This window comes from Mangrovivirga cuniculi (assembly GCF_005166025.1).
Taxonomy (GTDB): domain Bacteria; phylum Bacteroidota; class Bacteroidia; order Cytophagales; family Cyclobacteriaceae; genus Mangrovivirga; species Mangrovivirga cuniculi.
In genome coordinates this window covers 2300418-2323822 of the sequence record NZ_CP028923.1, presented here as the reverse complement: position 1 = coordinate 2323822, position 23405 = coordinate 2300418, and the positions used below count along the sequence as shown (strand labels likewise).

Here is a 23405-nt window from a genome sequence, read left to right as displayed (position 1 = left end):
TTTCTAACTTTCAGAAATAATGTTGTCTTCTACTCGCCTGTCATATTTCAAAACTGAACCATCCTGACCTAATCGGTCTACCATCCCCTCTGCTAAAACATTATAAGACGAATTATATATATCAAAAAGCTTATATTTTATTGATGAACTACCTGAATTTAAGACTAAAATTTTCATTATTTATCTTGTGCCTGTATTGCTGTAATTATAACTGTGTTTACTATATCATCTACTTTACACCCTCTGCTAAGATCATTAACCGGCTTATTGAGTCCTTGTAGCACCGGACCGATAGCAATCGCTCCGGTTTCTCTTTGAACTGCTTTATAAGTGTTATTACCTGTATTTAAATCAGGAAAAATCAAAACGGTTGCTTTGCCGGCAACTGGTGAACCCGGTAATTTTTTAGCTCCCACAGATGCATCAACCGCTGCATCATATTGGATGGGTCCGTCTATAGGCAGATCAGGTAATTTTGATTTCACGTTTTCTGTCGCCTTCCGTACTTTTTCAACCTCTTCTCCCTTACCACTGCTGCCACTACTGTAACTAAGCATAGCCACTCTAGGCTGGATTCCAAAATTTTGCGATGTTTCAGCTGATGCAATAGCAATTTCAGCCAGGGCTTCAGCGTCAGGATTTGGATTGACCGCACAGTCACCATAAACTAAAACCCTGTCCGACAGACTCATAAAGAACACAGACGAAACTACATTATAGTCTGGTTTAGTCTTAATCAACTGTAAAGCAGGTCTAATCGTATGTTGAGTTGTATGTACTGCACCACTTACCATGCCATCGGCATCTCCTTCTAATACCATCATGGTACCAAAATAGGAAACATCGTTTATTAAATCACGGGCCATATCATGGTTAACTCCCTTATGCTTCCTCAATTCGACAATCTTATTGATGTATTGTGGAGTTTTAGCATTTATTTTCGGGTTTGTTATAATAATGTGTTCCGAATCAAGTGAAATAGCTAATTTATTGGCTTTAAGCTTGAGTTCTTCCTCATCTCCAATTAAGATTAAATCAACTATATTTCGTTCTGCCAGAATTGAAGCAGCCCGTAGAACTCGCGGGTCATCTCCTTCTGGTAAAACAATCCTTTTTATATCTGATTTTGCCTTTTGAATTAATTGGTATTCGAACATTTTTGGAGTTAATCCTTCTATTTTTATGTCCGCCAGCTCTTTTTCTAATTTATCGGTATCAATATATTTCTCGAAAATTGAAAGGCTATTCTTTATTTTAAGCCCATTGTCATGAGTAATATATGAGTGAATTTTGTTATAATCAGAAACAGTTTCAAAAGTATTTGTTTTTACAGACATAATTGGAATTAAATCTGAAACTCCTCTCAATAATTTATCTATTGAATGATCAGGCTTAAAACCTGTACTTAATAATATTCCTGAAACTGCTGGATAGTTAACCGATGCATGAGCCTGAAGAACACCTAATATAACATCAGCCCTGTCTCCCGGGGTAATTACAAGAGAATTTTCTAATAACCTGGGAAGAAAGTTTTGAACTTGCATTGCTGCAGTAGTTATATGAAATGCCTGATTGTCTAAATTATCTTCTCCATAAAGAACTTCCGCATTCAGCTGTTCTGCGATTTCTTTCATGGTCGGACTTTCCAATATCTTATTATTCGGTATTACAGCCTTAATTATGGATTCATCAGTAATTCTATTATTGAGGTTCGTCAATAATGGTTGAATATTCTTTTCAGACACCTTATTAATAATCACCCCCATAATTCGACAACCTTTATCAAGAAAGCTGTCATATGCTAGAAACAACGGATTTAATGTTTCGTCGAGATTTCTTCCTGTTCCTTTTCCTACTACTACAACAGGGCATCCTAAATTTTTAGCCAGGGTGGCATTTATATCAAATTCAAATGAAACACTGTCAACAGAAAAGTCTGATCCCTCACAAATTACAAAATCGCATTTCTGCTCAAGGTGCTTAAACTTCTCTATTACTTTTTCTATTACCCAGTCTTTTTTCCTTCCTGGATTAGCTTTAATCCCTCATCCAAATAAAAGGCATAAGTATCTTCATAATTAATTTGAAGATTGAAATGCTTTAGGATCAGGTCAATATTCTTATCCCGCTGTCCTGCCTTTCTACTGATAAATGGTCTGAATATTCCAATCTTATTTGTCTTTCTTAGGAGTATCTCGGATATACCAAGTAAAACGAGTGATTTACCACATCCTGATTCTGAGGTAGTTAAATATAGAGATCCGGCCATATCGCTTTTTTGATCTTATTTTATTTAAAAATAACAATTGAATAGCGAAATGACTGATAAAATGTCTCCAATTTTATAATTTTACAATCTAATGATTTATAAAGAAATCAAATAAATATTTATGAAATTACTAACCTAACGATTGTTAACTTAAATTATCGTTAATTTAATGGTTAAAAATTATATGATTTGTTTTTTAAATTAATAATAATTCCTTTTATTGCACCTAATGAACAAGAAAACTACTACATATTATTACTATTACTACATTCTCGAAACCACTGGGTTCTCGTAATAGATAATATATGTTAAAATACTATTTATGAAAGAGGCCCGAAAGGCCTCTTTTTTTTATGTCCAAACTTTGATGTTATGAGTATTAAAATTGCAAACAGATTATCCGGCAGTAAAGAATACTATTTTTCAACTAAACTCAGGCAGCTTTCAGATAAGCAGGCAAACGGGATCGATATATTAAACCTTGGCATTGGAAGCCCTGATATGGCTCCTCCAGAAAATGCTGTTCTTTCACTAATCAGGGAAAGTGGCAAAAAGAATACTCACGGATATCAGAGTTATCGAGGTTTACCAGATTTCAGATATGCTGTATCAGAATTTTATGATACTTTTTTTCAATGCAATATTTCAGAGAGTAATGTCTTACCACTAATAGGCTCAAAAGAAGGATTGATGCATATAGCAATGACCTATCTTGAAAAAGGAGATATCGCGCTTGTGCCTGATCCAGGCTATCCTACTTATGAAGCTGTAACCAGAATAGCTGAAGCTACACCGGTAAAGTACAAGCTGAAAGAAGATAATAAATGGCTAATTGATGCAGTATATTTAGAAAACCTTATAAACAGCTTTCCTGTTAAAGTGATTTTTATGAATTACCCTCACATGCCAACAGGAGCTTCCGGTAATCTTAAAATGTTCAGAAAAATTCTTGATTTAGCTGAAAAACACAATATTCTGATAATTAATGATAATCCATATTCATTAATCCTAAATAATAAACCGATAAGTGCTATCCAGGCTTATGGAATACATCCGAATTTGATAGAACTTAACTCTCTTTCTAAATCACACAATATGGCAGGTTGGAGAATAGGATTTATGGTAACACATGAAGAACATATTTCAAATATTCTGAAATTCAAGACCAACATGGACTCCGGCATGTTTCTTCCTGTTCAGGTTGCAGCAGCACGCGCATTAAGAAACCCTAAGAGCTGGTTCGATCATCTGAACCAGGAATATCAAAAAGAAAACATTTAGTAATGCAAATTCTTGATGAATTAGAATGTAGTTATGATAAAGATGCTTCTGGTATGTTTGTTTGGGCGAAAGTCCCTCCTGCTTTTAAAAATGGCGAAGCGTTTTCAGACCATATACTCGATTCTACGGGTATATTTATAACCCGGGATTTATCTTCGGAGAACAAGGAAATAACCACATTAGGATATCTCTCTGCTCTTCATTAGAGAAATTTAATGATGCATTGAATAGAATATTAAGTATACCTAATAAAATGGCTATATAATCATGAAAATTGGTATAATCGGGCTTGGTCTAATCGGAGGTTCATTAGGTTTAGCCCTTAAAAAGCTTAACTATAAAATAGTAGGATTTGATTCTAATCAGAAGCATCTGGCTGCTGCTTTAAAATATGGTTTGATTCATGAGCAAACTGATGATATAAAATTACTGCTCAATGAATGTGAAATTATATTATTAGCTACACCAGTGAAAGCAATTGAACATTTGGTCATTTCATTATTATCCGCATCCCGGCCGGATCAGGTGATTATTGATTGCGGTTCAACAAAAAGATCCATATGTGAAACTGCTGATCAAAGTCCTCACAGGGATAGATTTGTTGCGGCCCACCCCATAGCTGGTACAGAATATAGTGGCCCTGCAGCTGCAATCACTGATTTATTTGAAGGGCAAAAAATGATATTATGTGACATCGAAAACTCGAATAAAAGATCAGCACTGATAGCTAAAAGCCTATTTACTGATTTGGGAATGGAAATCATCTATATGCCTTCAGGCGAGCATGATATTCATCTGGCATATGTCTCCCATTTATCACACGTTTCTTCTTTTGCTTTGAGCTTAACAGCACTTGAGATCGAAAAAAATAATGAACATATACTCAACCTTAGTGGATCCGGATTTGCCTCAACAGTCAGGCTTGCAAAAAGTAATCCTGTCACCTGGAAATCGATTTTTCTATCCAATAAAGAAAACCTCTTAGTAGCCGTCAAAGAATATCAAAATCAACTCGCAGGAATACAGAAGGCCCTTGAAAATGAAGATTCGGAAGAACTTATAAAACTTATGTCCAGGGCAAGTGAGATTAAAAAAATATTGAAATAAAAAAGCCCCTAAAAAGGGGCTTTAAAAGAATTTATATTAAGATTACTTAACATTATCTCTATTTACTCTTAATTGTCTTCCGTTTACTTCTACACCTCGCATCGATGACGCAATTCGATCCGTAAACTTCTTATTAACTGAGAAATAAGAGTGAGTTCTGAAAATATCGATAGAAACAAGATCTCTTTGAGGAATGCCCGCCTGCTGGCTGATAAACACTGCGAGATCTTTCTTACTCATACTGTCCATCTTTCCGATGTTGATAAAGTATCTAGGAAAGTCTTTATCACCTCTGGAAGGCATATTTGAGTTTCTTGATCTCTCAGACTTGTTATCTTTTCTTCGGTCATTTCGTTTTCCACCTCTAACATCATCGAATTTCTTTTTCTCTTTTATTTTTCCGATGTTGTTAACAGCTTTATACATTTTACCAAATTCAGTATCTACAAGCATTGAAATAAGCTGTTCTCTTGAAAAGTGATTAAGCTGCTTAGCTACATTTTCAGTAATTTCTGAAGGAATGCGTTTTTCAGCTTTATCTACTTTCTTTTGAAGTCCGTTTACCCAATCACTTAATTTTTCCTGAATGATGTCGTTTACATCAGGCATTTTGAAAGGTTCGAAGTCAATTCTCAGTCTCCTGGCAAGATTTTTCAGTTTTGAACGATCTCTTCTGCCTATAAAGACAACTGAAGTTCCTTTAGAACCTGCTCTTGCAGTACGTCCACTTCTGTGAGTATAAAACTCCATATTGTCAGGAATACCGAAATTAAATACATATCCGATATCTTTCACATCAATTCCTCTTGCTGCAACATCAGTAGCAACTAACAATTGAATTTTCTTTTCCCTGAATTTGCGCATTACTTTATCTCGATGTGCCTGAGTGAAGCCACCGTGTAACACTTCAGTATGTATACCAGCATTTTGTAATGCCTGTCCTACATCTTCAGATTCAGCCTTTGTTCGGCAAAAAAGAATTCCACCAGTTTCGTTTTCAACAAGTAGAATGTTTTTAATGATATCTACCCTGGTTTCACGATTAGTTTCGATGTAAGCGTGAGTTATTCCCTCATTTACTGTTTCCCTGCTATCAATTTTGATCTCATGAGGATTATTCAGATAGTTAGATGCAATATGCCTGATACCTTTTGACATTGTTGCAGAGAATAACCAGGTATTCTTTTCATTTGGTGTAGTTTCAAGGATTGTATCAATATCCTCTTTGAAGCCCATGTTTAACATTTCATCAGCTTCATCTAATACTACATAGTTTACGTTTGAAAGATCAACTTTTCTTCGGTTGATCAAATCAATAAGTCTTCCGGGCGTTGCTATTATTATATGTGGAGCTTTGCGCAGCGCTCTGATTTGCTGCTCAATTGAGGCACCTCCGTAAACAACTTCAATATGTACTGCTTTCGCAAAAGCAGCAAATTGTTTTAGTTGCGAAGCTACCTGTTGCCCCAATTCACGCGTCGGCACAAGGATTAAGCCCTGGGTGTTGGAGATGGTTGAATCAACCTTCTCAAGCAACGGTAAACCGAATGCAGCCGTTTTACCGGTGCCGGTCTGTGCCAACGCTGTTATATCCTTTTGGTTTGCTAATAAGAAAGGAATTGCTTCCTTTTGAATCGGAGTGGGTTCTTCAAATCCTAGTTTTTCAATCGCTTGAACAACTACTGGAGAAAGACCCAGATCAATGAATTGTTTCAATAGAATATTTATATTTTTTAAAGCGCAAAGATAGGATTTTTAAAATGAAATAGCAGGTTTTATTCAAATATTAATTACGAAGACAGAATTTTATTGAAAATAAAAAAACCGGAAGGTATCCCTCCCGGTCTGTTTATCTAAGTTATTATTTATCAAACAGCTACGTCATTTTCACGTAAAGCATCGTTCAGTGAGGTTTTCAGGTCGGTACTAGCCTTTCTCTGCCCGATAATCAGGGCTGCTGGAACCTGGTAATTCCCGGCTGGAAATTCTTTTGTATAAGACCCCGGAATTACAACAGACCTCGGTGGAACATATCCTTTATAGATAACAGGCTCCTCTTTAGTCACATCTATAATCTTGGTTGAACCTGTCAGTGTTACATTTGCACCAAGAACTGCTTCTTTTCCTACTTTGACTCCTTCTACCAGGATACACCTCGAACCGATAAAAGCTCCATCTTCTACTATTACAGGTGCAGCCTGTACCGGCTCAAGTACACCACCAATACCAACACCACCACTCAGATGAACATTTTTACCAATTTGAGCACAGCTTCCTACAGTTGCCCAGGTATCAACCATCGTTCCTTCATCTACATATGCTCCGATATTAACATATGAAGGCATCATTACAACTCCTTTTGATATGTAAGCACCATACCTGGCCACTGCATGAGGAACGACCCTTACACCTAATTTATCGTAATCGCTTTTGAGCATCATCTTATCATGAAATTCAAAAGGCCCTACTTCTATCCTCTCCATTTTACGAATTGGGAAATATAATATCACGGCTTTTTTGATCCAGTCGTTTACCTGCCAGTCTTCACCTTTAGGCTCTGCCGTCCTCATAGTTCCTTTATCCAAACCTTCGATAACTTCTTCGATCGCTTGCTGAGTTTTCTGCTCTTTCAATAACTCTCTGTTTTCCCAGGCTTCTTCAATTACTTTTTGTAATTCAGTCATTGTTTTTACTTTTATTCTATGAATAGAAAAATTCTTATTGCGTCCACCACCAAACCGGTCGACGATACCAGGATGACAGACAAGATTGCAGCCACGCTGGCAGAAGTGCACAAATATACTATTTACGTAATTGGATTCCCATCAAAATTCAAACCCGTCTATTCAAATATAAACTTTTTCAATATTCCTAAAGCAGAATTTTCATTTGGAAAAAGACTTAAAGCTTTACTTTACATATTAAGAATACTTATTAAAGTTAAACCTGACATAGTTATAGCTAGTAATACTGAAACACTGCTAGTTATGAAGGTATACCAAATAATATTTGGCGCGTATTTAGTATACGATATACGAGAAAATTACTCCCTTAACAAAAAGGTAAGAAATGAAGGAAGCGGTAACCATATATTGAAATTGTTAAGTGTATCAGGCAAAATCGAAAGATCTCTTATTAATAAAGCTGACGCATTAATTCTGGCTGAAAGAATTTACTCTGAGCAATTTGATATTCCGTCACATACACCCTCCCTATTATTTGAAAATAAAGCTATTATCAAATCCGAAAGCAAAAATGTTCAACCACCACACTTTCTCCTTTCGGGTACACTTTCTACAATTCATGGTACTGTGGATGCAGTTAAATGGTTTTTAAATTCATTTTCTGATAATCAGGTAAAACTCACAATAATCGGCCAATATCATGATATTGCAGTACTCAATGAGTTGTTATCCTTAACAAACAATGTTGAGAATGTCGATCTCTTCTTGTCCAGATTCCCTATTAGCCATTGGTTAATACAAGAAAAGTTGATTAGTTCAACGCATATAATCTCTCCTTACCATAATTTAACTGCATTCGAGGGGAAATTGCCTACCAAACTTTTTGAAGCTGCAGCAAACCATAAAATTATTATATCAAGAAAAAACGCTTCATGGAATAGCTACTTTAAAGATGCCTGGCTAATTGAAACAGACTTCCAGACTGCTCTTGAAGCATCTCAAAAAAATCGCATTCTGCAATTCAATGGGAAAGAATATAATACCGCTCGCTATCTGGCAAACAGGAATGAATTAAAAGACTTTTTCACTAAATTAGATATGCCTTAAATAATTTTTATTTTTATCTAAAAAAGCATTATAATAAAAATTTCAAGCATTTTTGACAAATTTATTTATGTTAAAATATTTTTTTAGGATAATCTAAATTAATATTTTTACAGAAACAACATTAAGTAAATGCTTAGTTACACCGAAGAAAATTACCTCAAAGCCATTTATCACCTGTCCTCTGGTGGAGAGCATGAGGTATCGACAAACTCAATTGCCGAATCACTACAAACTAAAGCGGCTTCAGTAAGTGATATGTTGAAAAAACTTTCGGTGAAGGAGTTAGTAGAATACCGGCGATATAAAGGAGTAAATATATCAGAAGATGGCAAAAAGGAAGCGCTCAAGATCATAAGAAAGCATCGGCTTTGGGAAGTCTTTCTTGTAAACAATTTAAAATTTAATTGGGATGAGGTTCACGAAGTTGCAGAACAATTGGAGCATATAAAGTCTCCCCTACTAATTAAACGCCTTGATGAATTCCTGGGCTATCCTAGCTTCGATCCTCATGGGGATCCGATCCCAGATGAATTTGGAGTTATAAAAGATAAAGCCAAAATACTATTAAAAGATCTGGAGGAAGGAAATGAAGCGATAGTTGTAGCTGTTTCAGATGATAATCCTGCCTTTCTGCAATATTGCAGCAAACTGGGAATAAAAATTGGTACTCCTCTTAAAGCAATAGACAAGCTTGAATTTGATAATTCAATGCAGCTTTTACTTGATGGAGATCAAAAAATTAATGTATCAAAAGAAGTATCAGAAAATATATGGGTAACCGATTAATAATTTTATTTTTTATTTCTGCCTTACTTTTTTCCTGTGGTAAAACTGAGAAAAAAGATAACAGTAATAAGATCAATGTGCTTTCAACCACGGGTATGATCTATGATATTGTCTTAAATGTAGGAGGTGAAAAGGTTAACGCTCAATTCCTTATGGGTCCCGGAGTAGACCCCATTTATATAAGGCTACTCAAAATGACCTTTCTAAAATGAGAGAAGCTGAGATCATATTTTACAATGGCCTTCATCTCGAGGGAAAAATGCAGGAAACACTTGAAAAGATAGCCAATTCCAAACCTGTGATCGCCGTTTCTTCCGGGATAAAAAAATCTCTGCTAAAAGAAAGTGAAGACTTTGGAGGCGTATATGACCCGCATATTTGGTTTGATGTTTCACTTTGGAAGCAAGCCGTTAACGTGGTTACAAACACTCTGATAAAGGCTGATGAGAAAAACGAGCAATATTATCTCAATAATGCGAAAGATTACCTGGCAGCCCTTACTGCTTTAGATGCATGGGTTAAGCAATCGATATCTACTATTCCTGAAAAGCAACGAGTTATGATCACTGCTCATGATGCTTTCGGATATTTTGGTGAGGCATACAATATCGAGGTCCGTGGATTACAAGGAATTTCTACAAGATCTGAACCTGGTATCCGAGATATAACCAACTTAACCCAATACATAACTGAAAATAAAATTAAAGCTGTTTTTGTGGAAAGTTCAGTTTCTGAAAAAAGTCTACGTGCTGTAGTTGAAGGATCCAAAGAGAAAGGACATAATGTTCAAATCGGGGGAACCCTTTTTTCAGATGCAATGGGAGCAGAAGATACTCCGGAAGGGACTTACGAAGGAATGGTAAGACACAATGTCAACACAATTGTTAATTCACTGAAATGAATAAAACTGCAGTTGAAATACACGACCTGGTAGTTGCATATAATCGTAAACCGGTTTTATGGAATATCGATGCCCATCTTCCTGCCGGAAAGATAATTGGAATTATAGGCCCTAATGGTGCGGGTAAAAGCACATTAATTAAAGCAATGATGGGGCTTCTAAAGCCTGCGAGTGGTAGAATCCTATTCTTTGATAAACCCCTGGACGAAGTACGTGAAAGAGTTGCTTATGTGCCGCAACGTGAATCGGTAGACTGGCAGTTTCCGGTCACAGTATTTGATGTGGTGTTAATGGGCTGGTACAAAAAGATCGGACTATTTAAAAATCCCGGAAAAAGTGATAGAGAAAAAGCAAAACAGGCCCTGGAGAAAGTCGATATGTATCAATACCGGGACAGACAAATTTCTCAATTAAGTGGTGGGCAGCAACAAAGGGTTTTTATTGCCCGGGCATTGATTCAGGATGCAGATATATACTTAATGGATGAACCTTTTGCAGGGGTCGATGCTTCTACCGAAAAAGCGATACTGGAACTAATGAAGGAAATGGGAGAACAGGGAAAAACTGTAATAGTCGTTCATCACGACCTTCAAACTGTAATGGATTTTTTCGATTGGGTAATGATGCTAAATCAACGTCTTGTAGCATGCGGAAAAACACAGGATGTATTCATAGAAAAGAATCTCAATGACACATATGGAGGGAAATTAACCCTGCTCAATGAAGTCGGACAGATATTAAGTAAAAATCAAATGCCACAAAGAGAAAAATAATCAGATGATTGAATTTCTATCATTTCTGAAAGACCCGAATCTCCAATATGTTTTATGGGGGTGTATTTTATTGAGTTTCTCTGCCGGGCTGATCGGTTGCTTTGCCTATTTACAGAAAAAAGCACTTATCGGAGATGCTATTTCCCACTCAGTTTTACCGGGTGTGGCGATTGCTTTTATGCTAATCGAAATAAAATCATTGCCTGTTTTGTTAACCGGGGCTTTTATATCGGGAATAATCTCTCAATATCTTGTGGTCAAATTGTCGGAACATCCTAAAATCAGCAAGGATACGGCAATCGGGTTCGTATTAACTTTTTTCTTTGGAATTGGGATTGTCTTACTGACTTACATTCAGCAATCAGGTCATGCAGGACAAAGTGGATTAGAGGATTTTATTTTTGGTAAAGCGGCGACCCTGGTTCAGAAAGATATCAATTTATTTATCGGGCTTTCTGTTATAATTATTATTGTCGTTTTATTGATGAAAAAAGAATTTACGATTATCTCTTTCGATGAAGATTTTGCTCATACCTCCGGAATGAATGTTTCGATGATCAATAAAATTATGACCGGACTCTATGTAATGGCAATAGTATCGGGAATACAAGCCGTAGGTGTGGTTTTAATGTCCGCTTTAGTGATAACTCCTGCTGCTGCAGGAAGGTTCTGGACCAACAATATTAATAAATTACTGATCATCTCTTCATTGATCGCCGGTTTAGGTGGTGGAATTGGAGTACTTATCTCCTACTCTGCTCCTCAAATGCCTACAGGGCCATGGGTTGTTGTCGTATTAAGTGTCATCGCACTAATATCTTTTTTAATTGCACCTCAGACCGGAATAATCAGTAAATGGTTCAATCAAAGAAAAAACAAACAAAAAATTCATAATGAAAATATCCTGAAACTACTTTATAAGATCTGTGAAAAGAAAGGAAACATTCAATGCAGCATTGATAAATATGAAGCAGCTAAAAGATATTCGTTAAGTAATAAAGAGTTTTTTAATAAGCTAAATAAGCTATACAAGAATAATTATTTGGAATACTTAATAAATAACCAAATACAACTTACTAAGAAAGGTGTTGAAGAAGGACAACGTATTGTCCGATTACACAGACTATGGGAGGCCTATCTGGCCACCTATCTTAATATTGCTCCAGACCATGTCCATGATGATGCTGAAGCGATAGAGCATGTACTGACTCCTGAACTGGAGGCAAAGCTGGATAAGCTTCTTGATTACCCTGAGGCTGACCCACATGAAGCTAAAATCCCTAGAAAAAAGAATATCTAATGGATGCACTTATAATTATAACAGTTGGTTTCCTTGTCGCGTTTAATTGCGGTATTCTAGGTAGTTTTCTTGTACTCAGAAAAATGGCCATGATCGGTGATGCAATTTCCCATGCTGTTCTGCCCGGAATTGTAATTGCATTTATGCTTTCCGGCAGCAGGGAAAACATTTTCATGATGATAGGTGCAGGTGTAATAGGTGTTTTTGTGACTATTATGATAGAAGTATTTACCAGAAAAGGAAAAATACCAGTCGATGCAGCAATTGGTTATAGCTTTACTTTCCTTTTTGCAATTGGTATAATTTTACTTACTGCATTTGCAGATGATGTTGACATAGATGAGCAATGTGTTTTGTATGGAGAGATCATTTATATTCCTTTTAATGTTTGGGTAACAGAAGGTGGCCTTAATTTGGGCCCCACTGCCCTATGGATAGTCGGTTTAAATTCTTTGATTGTAATAATTATTGTATTAAGTTTTTACAAGGAACTTCTAATTACATCATTTAATCCTGATTTTGCAGAATCTGTTGGAATAAAACCCATTGTCTGGCATTATGTATTGATGGGTCTTGTAAGTTACACTGCTGTTTCAAGTTTCGAATCTGTTGGTGCTGTTTTAGTAGTTGGATTAATAATTATTCCACCTGCCACTGCTTATTTAATCACAGAAAGGTTTAATAAAATGCTTATTTACACAACAATTATTGCCTTAATGACTTCAATATTAGGGTATTACCTGGCATTCCTGCTCAATGTTTCTGTAGCAGGTGCGATGATAACAGTAAGTGGTACAATCTTTTTATTGGTATTTTATATTTCTAATCAATATAATAAGCGGGTTATAATGTCAGAAAGCGAATGAGAATTTTAATAAAATTTGTAATTTGTAAAAAACTAAAGTTAAATGGCTGATAAAGAGTTAATCGATTTAAACCAGGTAAGAAAAATAGCATATCAGGATCCTGATTTTACAAAAGAAATCCTTAATATTTCCATTCAGGAAATACCTAAGATTACCAGGGAAATAAAAACAGCTCTTGAAAAAAAGGATTCGGAAGCTTCAAAACAAGCTGTTCATAAAATAAAACCTACTTTTTATACCCTTGGATCAGATCATTTTGGAGACCTGGCAAAAAAAGTACAGGATCACCTGGCAGATGGTGGCGAACTTGACTCTGTAATTGGAGAAATTGAAGAAATTATTGCTATAGAACCGGTAATAATTGAAGAAATCAAGAAAAAACTTACTTTACTCCAGGGAATCTGACTTTCTTTGGTATCTTTTTTGAACTATAGCCGTTATAACAACAAATTATTATAACATGAAAATACTATTTAGTCTATTTGCAATAACAATTACTTTTAATATAAATAGCCTTTTTGCTCAGGATACAGAAATAAACTGGCTCACTCCGGAACAACTTGAGGCTAAAGTAAAAGAAGAACCCAGAAAAATATTCTTTGACGTCTATACTGATTGGTGTGGATGGTGTAAAGTAATGGATAAGAAAACATTTTCTGATCCTGATGTTGTAGAATACGTCAATGAAAACTTTTACGCAGTAAAACTGGATGCCGAAAGCCAGGAAACGTTCAATTTTATGGGCCAACAAGCCAGTGGTGTTGGTCTTGCTAGATCTTTTAAGGTAAATTCATATCCTACTATTGTTTTCATGGACGAAAAAATGACAACTATATTTCCTGTCCCGGGATTCAGAAAGGCTAATGAATTCATGGATGTTTTGAAAAAGCTTGACGAAATGAAATTAGGTCAGAACAATCCACAACAAGGAAGTAATTAAAAGTCCAATAAAAATATATAAGGGTAGCTGTTATCAGTTGCCCTTTTTTTGTGTTAAATTATTAATAAGACCTAACCTTTATGCCTGACCTTTTACTTTTAAATCTTTACGAATGGGATACATTGGTCGCTTCCTCATTTTTGTAATTATCTTATCCGGCATCAATTCTTTATTGTATGCTCAGGAATCTTTTGTAAAAGGTAAAATAATTGACAAAAACTCCAATACTCCTGTACCTTATACACATATTCGCTTAATAAAATCTGAAAAAGGAACGACAAGTGACTTAAATGGTGATTTTAAACTGGAGTTCGAGTCTCCCGAAGATTCAATTATAATATCATCAATTGGATATTCCAGAAAGTTATTAGTGATAAAGGATTTAATAAAGAGAAAAGATATCAATATATACCTGGAACCCTTAAACACAAATCTTGAAGAGATTTCGGTCATTGCTGACAGGATAAATAAAAAACAGTTTATAAACACAATTTCCAATAATCAATACTCAATCAATGCTCAGCAAATCAAAAATCTTCCTAGTATTTCGGGAGAAGCCGACATCATAAAATCATTAACTATTCTACCCGGTACAGTTAAAGGAATTGAAGGGTCTCCTGATCTTTTTGTCAGAGGCGGTGATGCTGACCAAAACCTAATAATTTTTAACGGAGCCCCAGTTTTTATAACCGGTCACCTATTTGGATTTCTTTCCGTTTTCAACCCTGATGTGTTGGGTGATGTAACGATGCACACCGGAGGCTTCCCGGCTAATTATGGGGGAAGACTTTCTTCAATAATTGCCATAAACTCAAAGAAATCAGATACATCAGAATGGAATTATAATCTCAATGTTGGCACCGTTTCAACTTCTTTAAAAGCTGAAGGACCGGTAATTAAAAAGAAATTAAGTTTTATGGGTGCTGTAAGAAGAACTTATATCGATCAATTAGCCAAAGCATTTTCATCAGAGGTACCTTATTATTTCACCGATGTTAATGCTCAGCTTGATTTTAATATAAATAAAAGATTCTCTGCTCAGTATCATTTTTATATGGGCGAAGATATTATGAACTTAAGAAGAAACAGAAATGATACATCATCAACTAATAAAACTGATTTTGTTCTTCAAAATTTCACACATACCCTATCAATCAAAGGTGATCTAAATCAAAAATTATTCAGTATACTTAATATATATTATACTGAGTTCAAATATAAAATTAATAGTCAATTTGAAGATAACTCACTTTCAGCTGTCTCAGATATCAAAGAATATGGAATTAAACATAATCTGATTTATTCATTCAATAATAAAATAAAAACAGAATTTGGCTATGAAATAATCAATCATGATATATCACCAAATTTATTAAACACTTCAGGAGAAATTTCTGACTTTATCCCTTCTTCAAACGGCAAATCAAGAGAAGTACCGGAATGGTCGGTTTACGGTACAGGTGAATACAGATTTAACAGGCTAAAAGTTGATCTGGGATTAAGGTTAAGCAATATTATATTATCTAAAAACATATTCTATTTTAATCCCGAGCCAAGATTTAGTCTTAACTATCTCGTTAATAATAAAATCACATTGAACCTGTCATATTCCAGAATGGTTCAGTATCTACATCGGGTTTCGAGCAATGCATTCACTTTACCAACTGATTTATGGTATCCTGTTACCAAATCAATTAAACCTCAGAAATCAGATCAATTCACTCTGGGAGCGACATGGAATCCTGAGAGTCTACCGTTTATAGTAAAGTCCGGAGTATTTTATAAGTACATGAAAAATCTCATAGAATTTGAGGAAGGAACTAATTTAACATTAAGCAATGATTTTGAATCAAAATTGATTCAGGGTATTGGGTATTCGTATGGATGGGAATTGTTTGTTCAAAAAAATGAAGGGAAATGGCTGGGCAATTTATCCTATACATTATCCTGGTCTAATAGAAATTTCGATGAGATTAATAAAGGCAAAACTTTCCGATCAAGATATGATCGTCGGCATAATTTGATTTTGTTAAATCAATATACATTTAATGAAAGATGGTCGGTCTCAGTACTATGGGAATACTTAAGTGGTGCACGCTTTACTCCTATCCTGGGATATTATGCAATGGTAAATTCTTCCTCGACAGGAGTTAGCCTTACACCTCAATATCCCGATAGAAACAGTGTCAAACTAAATGATAGTCACAGGTTAGACCTGAGCTTAACATATGATCATGAAACTAAGCATAAATTTGATTGGTCGGTTAAATTAAATCTTTATAATGTCTACAACAGGACTTCTCCGGTCGCAATAGATGTAGTTTATGATACAAAAAGTGAAAAGTATAAATATGAACAGCCAGGGCTATTGGGTTTTCTACCATCATTAACTTTTAACGCAACATTTTGAAATGAGAATATTAATTTTCATCATATCAATAATTTTAATTCAGGGTTGTTTACCAGAACCGCTGGAGGTGGACAATATACCACCTCTTAAAAAACAACCAGTAATTACGACAGTTAATTTCGATGGAACTTTTCTCAATCTGATAGTAACTCAAAACTTTACAGTTGAATCCAGGGTTTCAAATGACAATATTGATTCACTTATCGAATCACTTTTAATAGAAGATTTAGAAATCACAATAACAACTGATGAACAGCAATTTCTTCTAACGGAATATGTTGACGGGATTTACTTTAATCCTGAAATCCCGGGAAAACCTGGTAACGAATACAAATTAAGCTTTCCGGATCCTTATACTAGTGATACTGTTAAAGCTAATTCTATTTTAATGGAAAAAATTAGTTTTTCAGAACTTGAAACTTCATTGCTATACACAGAATTTGATACTCTTCTTAATATTGAATATACAATTAACGATCCGTTGGGTAAAAATTTTTATATGATAAATGTTCAGCGGGTAACTTCAGATTATTACTTGCTTAAATCTCCTTATGTTGAACTAATTGAAGACAATACAGATTCATCTGAACATATTATTTCCAGTTCTTTTATCATTCCTTTTGAAGACTTTGCCTCAGAAGATACCATATTAGTATCTCTATCTAATATTGAAAAAAATTATTTTGATTATTTAAAACAAAAAGATAGTCAAAGATTAATCTTAATTGATGAATTGTCTGAACCTATCAATTATAATAGTAATGTGATAAATGGTCTTGGTTTTTTTACTTTGTTTCAACCGGATATTGAATTAATTAGGTTGGAATAAAAATTATTAGATACTTTTGAAGCAAATATTTATTGTCGCTAATGACTAATCAAGTTTGTAGTAGGTGTGGTAGTTATTTAATTACAGATTCTCAAAATTATCTAGTAAACGATATTAAAGAAGAATTGAAATCAGAATCAAATACTTGTGGAAAATGCTCTAAAGAAGAATTAGAACTAAAAATAGAGCTAATAAAAGCCGGTCAGATAGACAATATCCTTAAAGATCCTAAATGGAATAAGAAAAAACTTTTAGAAAATTTAGACTATTATCTTGAAAATGGATTAATGGTTTTTACAGAATATTTTCATTTGAAAAAAGGATATTGCTGCAAGAACAATTGCAGACATTGTCCTTATAATTGATCATCCTCATCAAGATACCCTGCATCCTTCAAAAGTTCGATGACCGGATTATAATCAGTCATATTGAATAGGGTATCAGCTAAATAAATATTTCGTTTTCGCTCCTTATCTTCTCCATCAATAAAATGGACTACGAATTTAGACCTGGTAAGACCGGCTATCCCTTTGTGGAAGGAAACATGACTGATATTTTTCTTTTGAATCTTTTTTATAGAAACATTTATTATGCAGTCAAAAAGCCCATAAGCAAAGTATATGCTGACCATAGTAAATATTCCAACTGGTATTAATTTCCCATTTTTATAAAATTCATAGGCCAGAAAAAGCATACCTACAGAGAAAACACCATAGAAAAGTAAATTGAATGTCTTTGTTAGTTTAAAATCATTAGCAAGAATAATACTGGCGCTATCCTTATCTGAGACTATTATCTCTTCATCATTTAAATAGCAAAACCCATTCTGTGTCCTAAAAAATCTGATACTTCCCATTTAGTTTATCAACGTCTTTACTCTAAAGATACAGTTTATAAGGATTTTATAACCTGTAATCAAAGTATTTATAAATATTAGCTTCATAATTTACGATATAATTACTGCATTATAGAATCTAAATGGAATTTATTAAAGCACGACAAAAACAAATATTAAGTATACTTAATAAAAGAGGGTTTATAATTGATTCTTATTTAAGAAAGAAATAATTAATAATTGAGGTTAATTAATAAAGTTTTCACAACATTCGATTTTCTGTTTATTAATATTCAATCATCAAATTTGCAAAAAACAGATAGTTATGGTTCAAATTAATTGCTGGAAAAGTGAATATCTACTATTAATAAAGCTTGTAGATTATGATAAAAAGAAAGGCTATGATTTCTATCACTATATCATAGACCCTAAGAGAGGCGGCTCAATGCAGATAACAAATGACCAGTTCGATCATTTACTAGAAGTACTCGAAACCACTTTACTGGAAAATGAGAAACATCATGAGGTTCTTGCCTGGATCAAATGGAAACTTCAAAAACAGATATATCGATATGATGACCTGTATATGGTTTAAAATGTTTCATTCAAATTGAAATAAAGTCCTCTTTCTCCATACCTGCCCCAGGCGTAATCGATGGTGACATTAGCTCTGCTTTTGGTATTTAGCATAAATCTCAAGCCTACGCCCGCAGCCGGATCAATGTATTCCATAAATTTGATACCAGCAGGCTTACTACTTGCCGTTGTTGCATTAACGAAAGCAACTAAGCCAAATAATTCAGGATATTTTTTAATTATAGGAGGAAGCGGAACTCTGTACTCCAGCTCTGCATAACCAATCTTTTCTCCCCTGAATCTCCCCTGAGTATATGCTCTTCCTGATCTGCCATAAACATCCCAGCCAATTGCAGGTAAATTCATATATGGATGTGTTCCACTTGTTTGAATATGTGTAAAAGCCCATAAGGCAATCAAATGCCGAGGCCTATTCTTTGATAGATTGTAATAATCACGAAATTCTGCCCAAAGACTGGTTGAATTAGCATCGCTCCCTAAAAATGTGGGATTAATCCTAAAAGTAAGTAAAGAATACATACCCGAATAAGGGTTAATTGCATTATCTCTGCTATCATATGCTGCATTTAAACTAACTCCAGATAATATGTATTTTTCCGGATCAAAACCGTTCTCTACACTATATTTATAATGGCTTGTATATTTCACTCCATCACCATCATTAGTACTCAAATCGAGTTCTACATCATCTATATTAAAGTGATAGTCCAAATGATATCCTAGCCCCAGATAAAAATTATTCTTTACCTTTCTAAATGCAGTTTCATGGAACCTCAATAAATTAAAATACATTAATTGATCATCAAGATCTGGTCGCCCTTTCACACCATTTATTTCTATCCCCTCTCCTATAGGTTTAGCGCTTTGAGGCCCGGTACCTAAACCATAAGTAGGTTGATTTGTGACCAAATATCTCCAATCACCCAGAAGATTCCATTTTTCTTTATTTGAAAAGACATTACTCTTTAATATTAGCGCCAGTTGTTCTTTTGTAGAATAAGTAAAGGCAAGGAACGCAGAAGAAATTCGAGTATCATCTGGCTCTCCGAGATACATTCCGGCAGAAGCAGCCACACCATAAATAAAACCGGAAGTAGGGTTTGATGCAATTGCAGGTAAGGGAGTAATATATAATTTACCTTGCTTCAATTCACTATCCCGGGAAGTTGATGTTGTATCCTGATTTTGAGCCAAAGCAGGACATCCACAAATCAATGTGATCAACATTACTATTAATAATTGACCAGCGAAGTTTACTTTATTCATTAAAAAATTATTTGTGAATCATATATTATTTAAGTCCTAAGCTTCATCTTCAGAACGTTTCTTTTTCCATCGCTTATGCGTCCATAACCAATATGCAGGCTGGTCATAAATGTCCTGCTCCATGAGCCTAGTGTATTTTTCTGTAATCTCCCCTTTTTCAGTAGCTTGTGAATCCGCTATTAAATCTTCAAGAATAAGCTCATAATAACCTCTTTTTACCTTTTTTATATGAAGATACACTATTGAGTAATCGTATCGGGTAGAGTACCTTTCTGTTCCATACATAACTGCTGTTTCCTGCCCTAGAAAGTCCATCCAGTAAACATTTTTATTTGACCTCTGGGGTGATTGATCAGCAGCAAAAGCTACCATCGTTGGTCTTTCTCTTTTCGTATTAAAAAACTTCAAAACTTCTTGCTTTGGTATCAAATACATTCCGTATTTTGACCTCGATTTCTGCATTTTCTTATCAAAAAATTTATTTGACAAGGGGGAGTAAATTACTGAGATTAAACCATTGCCTACCTGTGGGGGAAATGCTACAGCAGCCATTTCCCAGTTATTGTGATGAGCACAAACCAGAGATACATTTTTCCCCTTCTCAAAATATTTATTAAGTACTTCAGGGTTAACTATTCTACATCTATTAATTACTTCCTTTTTTGAAATACTGAATAATTTTAAACTTTCAATTATCAGGTCACAAAAATGCCTGTAAAACTCTTTTGCAATAGGCTCTATCTCATTTTCGGATTTGTCTGAAAACACCCTTTTCATATTACCGAAAACTACTTCTTTCCGATAACTGATCAAATAATACATTATCAGAAATAAAAAATCAGAAAATACATAAAGTACTCTTAGTGGTAATAAGGATAAAGGCTTTATAAATAAATAATAAAAAAATGCAGTTACGTAATACATCATTAGACCCTGGTTCTATTCCTGCACAAAAATCCTAATTATCAGATTATGAATAAAGAAAAAACTACTTTTTATTAACTAATTTTTTTAGTTCGATTTTGAAGTCATTTTAGATTATTTACCTGAATGGACAATCACCCTAAAACTTGGTCTATCCTGGTATTTTTTATTTCTTTTTCATTCTGATAACTGATAAAATATCTTTTCTCGTTTTGATCAATTCCTGTTTTTTCTTCTAAATATTCTAATGTATTAACCTCCCTTGAATGTTTTAATGAATTGATTAATGAATAGATTTCTTCTTTACCAAAATAATTTAAAGCTAATTCTTCAGGATCATAGACAACCCCTTCTTTTTGCATCAAATTTGATATGAATTCATTAAAATCTGCATCCATTTTCCCAATGCTAACTATTTTCAAGGTATCAATTATAGTCAGATCAGGGCCCTTGTTTATTCTTTGTTTATAATAAAGATTCTTTAATTGAAACAATGCATACTGTCTTGCTTCCCAATCTTTATTATAGGTATGAATAAGTTCGACCCTGACGGCCTCTTTTTTAATAATTTTGAAATAGTATTGAGTTCCTTTTTTGTTTAATTGATATTACACTATCCAAATAATTAAATTTGATTTCCCGGATTTTATTTGATTTATCTTTAAATGGTTTTGAAATTAATTTCACAGGTGTTGCTGCTGTTTTTACCACAAGATCCTTCACTACTTTACCAACATTGGGTATGAAATCTGATTCGGGATGTCCCACCTTGCCTTTTATAGGAATTGACAACTTCACTTCCCCTTTTACATCCTTCATTAATCCAACCGCAAACCGGGAAGGGATTTTCTTATTTTTTGTCCCCGGAATCTTATCACCCACTTCCAGATGTGTGATAACAACATCATTTGTACTATACATATAGTCATCGTCAATTTCGGTTTCTGCCTGAAGATTAATTATGCCATCCCAAAAAGGCTGGTCAATATAAAAATCAGTGAATGGAGAAAAATCAACTATCTTTATATCTTTAATTTTATGCGAAATTTGAATTTCCCTGTCTTTTAAAGATTTAAATACAACTCTTCCAGAAAGATGACCTGAATAATTCATTTCTGCATTAAAAAATAACTTTGAATTATCCGAATTAGAATTAAACGAATTCATTTTAGCAAATCCTTCTTCTAATTGTAAATAAAAAGGCTCTCCAGAAGAATAATCACTATATTCTAACCTGCCTCTTTCTATATGTAAACTATCTAATTTTAATTCCTTGAAGGAATATTGCTTGATTACATTAATTGCCCCTGTGTATACAGTATTGTAAAATTTCAGATAGGAACTGTGGATAAAATTTAATTTATCATAATGAGCTATCATACTATCAGGATCAGAGTGACTTAGATTTAGTAAAGAATCAAAATCTGAAGTGGTCAACATATCCATAGAAAACTTTCTAACTATATTGTTTCCTGTGCTTACCCTGTATATTTCTAATGAAGGCTCTTTTAGGTTTAATCTGGAAATATGATAATTACCCTGATAAGCTGAAATTGTATCAATAATAAACTCGATTTCACTTAAGGCTGCTAATTCCATTTTATTTTCTCCATTAACTGAAAAATCATAAAGATGGACCACTCCGCTTGCTTCTGAAATAAGCGAATCAATATTTCCCCTAGAAATATATTAAGGTTAACCTTTCCCGTTAAATTTTCAACGTATAATGCTTTATCAATAAAAGGCTTTAAAAAATTTATATTAAACTGATCTATAATAATTCTATTATTATAATCTCCGCTAGACTGATCAAAGACTCCAGATAATTCGATATTGCCACCAGCTACTGATTGACAACTACCGGATAAGAAATATTTATTTGAATTCTTTTTACTTTTTTCAACTGCAAGTTTAATATGATTAAAGTTAGCCTCTCCATTAAACAGGGTATTTCTATAACCAGCCTCTCCCCCATTAAAGATTAACTTATCTACAACAATATTTTCATATTTTATTCCCTTTGACTCCATTTGAGACAAAGATCTTTCCATTGATTCTTTCAGATCTTCTATATTAATATCATCAGCACCCTGAATAACATAAATTTTTAACTCATTAACTGAAACTTCAGATATGTGTAAATCAGTTCTAAATAATGAAAAAAAAGAAACATCGATAGTGAAATTTTGAATACTTAAAAAGGGAGTTTCCTCATCTTTTTCATAAATAACCATTTCATTAATAGCACATGACGAAGTGAATGGATTGATACGAAAACTACTAACATCCACCTTTCTTGAAGTTTGTTCCTCTACGGTCTTTATTATGAAGTTCCTGCCGAAAAAATCAATTACCAATATGCTTATAACATAGAATACTGATAGTGATATTACGATCTTAGTAAGGGTCCGATATTTTTTTAGGAAAGCAAGCAAATTAACATCCATTTTCATGAATATTATTCATGGTACTTCATTGTTTCTAAGAGTTAAATAAGTTACTAACTAATGGTCATTACACCCATTATTTT

The 23405-nt window shown here is 34.1% G+C and carries 27 protein-coding genes; 16 read left to right on the top strand and 11 right to left on the bottom strand.

Going from position 1 to position 23405, the window contains the following annotated elements; genetic code table 11:
• Positions 1–3: 3 nt before the first annotated feature.
• The 3 genes from DCC35_RS21500 to DCC35_RS21830 are packed head-to-tail and all read right to left on the bottom strand — an operon-like array spanning position 4 to position 2269.
• Positions 4–177, bottom strand: coding sequence for a hypothetical protein (locus tag DCC35_RS21500; RefSeq protein WP_262710384.1), 174 nt, complete (start codon positions 175–177; stop codon positions 4–6).
• Complete coding sequence (pta, locus tag DCC35_RS10165) at positions 177–1994, bottom strand: phosphate acetyltransferase (protein ID WP_317129020.1); 1818 nt, start codon at positions 1992–1994, stop codon at positions 177–179. Before pta ends, DCC35_RS21500 begins: the two co-directional genes overlap by 1 nt.
• Positions 1995–2005: 11 nt before the next feature.
• The gene (locus DCC35_RS21830; protein WP_317129009.1) at positions 2006–2269 is read right to left on the bottom strand and encodes an AAA family ATPase; all 264 of its coding nucleotides are present in this window, start codon (positions 2267–2269) and stop codon (positions 2006–2008) included.
• Positions 2270–2641: 372 nt separating this feature from the next.
• Here DCC35_RS21830 and DCC35_RS10160 point away from each other — a divergent pair, with 372 nt between their 5' ends.
• The 3 genes from DCC35_RS10160 (at position 2642) to DCC35_RS10155 (ending at position 4657) form a co-directional block, all read left to right on the top strand.
• Positions 2642–3550, top strand: coding sequence for a pyridoxal phosphate-dependent aminotransferase (locus DCC35_RS10160; RefSeq protein WP_217495944.1), 909 nt, complete (start codon positions 2642–2644; stop codon positions 3548–3550).
• Positions 3551–3552: 2 nt separating this feature from the next.
• Complete coding sequence (locus DCC35_RS20890) at positions 3553–3756, top strand: hypothetical protein (RefSeq protein WP_217495943.1); 204 nt, start codon at positions 3553–3555, stop codon at positions 3754–3756.
• Positions 3757–3817: 61 nt separating this feature from the next.
• Positions 3818–4657: a prephenate dehydrogenase gene (locus tag DCC35_RS10155; protein ID WP_137090687.1), complete on the top strand. Its 840-nt coding sequence runs from the start codon at positions 3818–3820 to the stop codon at positions 4655–4657.
• A gap of 42 nt (positions 4658–4699) precedes the next feature.
• On the opposite strand, the gene DCC35_RS10150 is transcribed toward DCC35_RS10155, so the two are convergent.
• Entirely contained in the window at positions 4700–6373 is a 1674-nt protein-coding gene (locus DCC35_RS10150) for a DEAD/DEAH box helicase (RefSeq protein ID WP_137090686.1), read from the bottom strand.
• A gap of 152 nt (positions 6374–6525) precedes the next feature.
• The gene (locus DCC35_RS10145) at positions 6526–7341 is read right to left on the bottom strand and encodes a 2,3,4,5-tetrahydropyridine-2,6-dicarboxylate N-succinyltransferase (RefSeq protein ID WP_137090685.1); all 816 of its coding nucleotides are present in this window, start codon (positions 7339–7341) and stop codon (positions 6526–6528) included.
• 18 nt (positions 7342–7359) lie between these two features.
• Between DCC35_RS10145 and DCC35_RS10140 the strand changes: the two genes are divergently transcribed.
• The 12 genes from DCC35_RS10140 (at position 7360) to DCC35_RS10090 (ending at position 17618) form a co-directional block, all read left to right on the top strand.
• Positions 7360–8448, top strand: a complete 1089-nt coding sequence (locus DCC35_RS10140) for a glycosyltransferase family protein (protein WP_137090684.1) — start codon at positions 7360–7362, stop codon at positions 8446–8448.
• Between the two features lie 129 nt (positions 8449–8577).
• Complete coding sequence (locus DCC35_RS10135; RefSeq protein ID WP_137090683.1) at positions 8578–9234, top strand: metal-dependent transcriptional regulator; 657 nt, start codon at positions 8578–8580, stop codon at positions 9232–9234.
• The gene (locus DCC35_RS21235) at positions 9219–9446 is read left to right on the top strand and encodes a metal ABC transporter substrate-binding protein (RefSeq protein ID WP_246070202.1); all 228 of its coding nucleotides are present in this window, start codon (positions 9219–9221) and stop codon (positions 9444–9446) included. Before DCC35_RS10135 ends, DCC35_RS21235 begins: the two co-directional genes overlap by 16 nt.
• Complete coding sequence (locus DCC35_RS10130) at positions 9443–10135, top strand: metal ABC transporter solute-binding protein, Zn/Mn family (RefSeq protein ID WP_246070201.1); 693 nt, start codon at positions 9443–9445, stop codon at positions 10133–10135. The genes DCC35_RS21235 and DCC35_RS10130 overlap by 4 nt, the downstream gene beginning before the upstream one ends.
• A complete protein-coding gene (locus tag DCC35_RS10125; protein ID WP_137090682.1) occupies positions 10132–10908 on the top strand; it encodes a metal ABC transporter ATP-binding protein in 777 nt (258 codons plus the stop codon). The genes DCC35_RS10130 and DCC35_RS10125 overlap by 4 nt, the downstream gene beginning before the upstream one ends.
• A 4-nt stretch (positions 10909–10912) precedes the next feature.
• A complete protein-coding gene (locus DCC35_RS10120) occupies positions 10913–12208 on the top strand; it encodes a metal ABC transporter permease (RefSeq protein ID WP_137090681.1) in 1296 nt (431 codons plus the stop codon).
• Complete coding sequence (locus DCC35_RS10115) at positions 12208–13074, top strand: metal ABC transporter permease (protein WP_137090680.1); 867 nt, start codon at positions 12208–12210, stop codon at positions 13072–13074. Before DCC35_RS10120 ends, DCC35_RS10115 begins: the two co-directional genes overlap by 1 nt.
• 42 nt (positions 13075–13116) lie before the next feature.
• Entirely contained in the window at positions 13117–13479 is a 363-nt protein-coding gene (locus DCC35_RS10110) for an Hpt domain-containing protein (protein WP_137090679.1), read from the top strand.
• Positions 13480–13534: 55 nt separating this feature from the next.
• Positions 13535–14014, top strand: a complete 480-nt coding sequence (locus DCC35_RS10105; protein WP_137090678.1) for a thioredoxin family protein — start codon at positions 13535–13537, stop codon at positions 14012–14014.
• 112 nt (positions 14015–14126) lie between these two features.
• Positions 14127–16424 (top strand): TonB-dependent receptor, encoded by a 2298-nt coding sequence (locus tag DCC35_RS10100; RefSeq protein WP_137090677.1) that lies wholly within the window; start codon positions 14127–14129, stop codon positions 16422–16424.
• A gap of 1 nt (position 16425) precedes the next feature.
• Positions 16426–17253 carry a DUF4249 family protein gene (locus DCC35_RS10095; RefSeq protein WP_137090676.1) on the top strand — a complete coding sequence of 276 codons (828 nt, stop codon included), beginning with the start codon at positions 16426–16428 and terminating at the stop codon, positions 17251–17253.
• Between the two features lie 41 nt (positions 17254–17294).
• Positions 17295–17618, top strand: coding sequence for a DUF5522 domain-containing protein (locus DCC35_RS10090; protein ID WP_137090675.1), 324 nt, complete (start codon positions 17295–17297; stop codon positions 17616–17618).
• Here DCC35_RS10090 and DCC35_RS10085 read toward each other — a convergent pair.
• Positions 17609–18109 carry a hypothetical protein gene (locus DCC35_RS10085; RefSeq protein ID WP_137090674.1) on the bottom strand — a complete coding sequence of 167 codons (501 nt, stop codon included), beginning with the start codon at positions 18107–18109 and terminating at the stop codon, positions 17609–17611. The two genes, DCC35_RS10090 and DCC35_RS10085, sit on opposite strands and share 10 nt — an antisense overlap.
• 304 nt (positions 18110–18413) lie before the next feature.
• Between DCC35_RS10085 and DCC35_RS10080 the strand changes: the two genes are divergently transcribed.
• On the top strand, positions 18414–18683 hold the full coding sequence (locus tag DCC35_RS10080) for a hypothetical protein (RefSeq protein ID WP_137090673.1): 270 nt from the start codon (positions 18414–18416) through the stop codon (positions 18681–18683).
• Here DCC35_RS10080 and DCC35_RS10075 read toward each other — a convergent pair.
• The 5 genes from DCC35_RS10075 to DCC35_RS10055 all read right to left on the bottom strand — a co-directional run bounded on the left by DCC35_RS10075 (position 18680) and on the right by DCC35_RS10055 (position 23322).
• Entirely contained in the window at positions 18680–19951 is a 1272-nt protein-coding gene (locus tag DCC35_RS10075; protein ID WP_137090672.1) for a BamA/TamA family outer membrane protein, read from the bottom strand. The genes DCC35_RS10080 and DCC35_RS10075 overlap by 4 nt on opposite strands.
• Positions 19952–19987: 36 nt before the next feature.
• Positions 19988–20878: a lysophospholipid acyltransferase family protein gene (locus tag DCC35_RS10070; protein WP_137090671.1), complete on the bottom strand. Its 891-nt coding sequence runs from the start codon at positions 20876–20878 to the stop codon at positions 19988–19990.
• Between the two features lie 131 nt (positions 20879–21009).
• On the bottom strand, positions 21010–21273 hold the full coding sequence (locus DCC35_RS10065; RefSeq protein ID WP_137090670.1) for a hypothetical protein: 264 nt from the start codon (positions 21271–21273) through the stop codon (positions 21010–21012).
• A 163-nt stretch (positions 21274–21436) separates the two neighbouring features.
• Complete coding sequence (locus tag DCC35_RS10060) at positions 21437–22516, bottom strand: DUF748 domain-containing protein (protein WP_137090669.1); 1080 nt, start codon at positions 22514–22516, stop codon at positions 21437–21439.
• Positions 22465–23322, bottom strand: coding sequence for a DUF748 domain-containing protein (locus DCC35_RS10055; protein ID WP_449405365.1), 858 nt, complete (start codon positions 23320–23322; stop codon positions 22465–22467). The genes DCC35_RS10060 and DCC35_RS10055 overlap by 52 nt, the downstream gene beginning before the upstream one ends.
• Between the last annotated feature and the right edge of the window lie 83 nt (positions 23323–23405).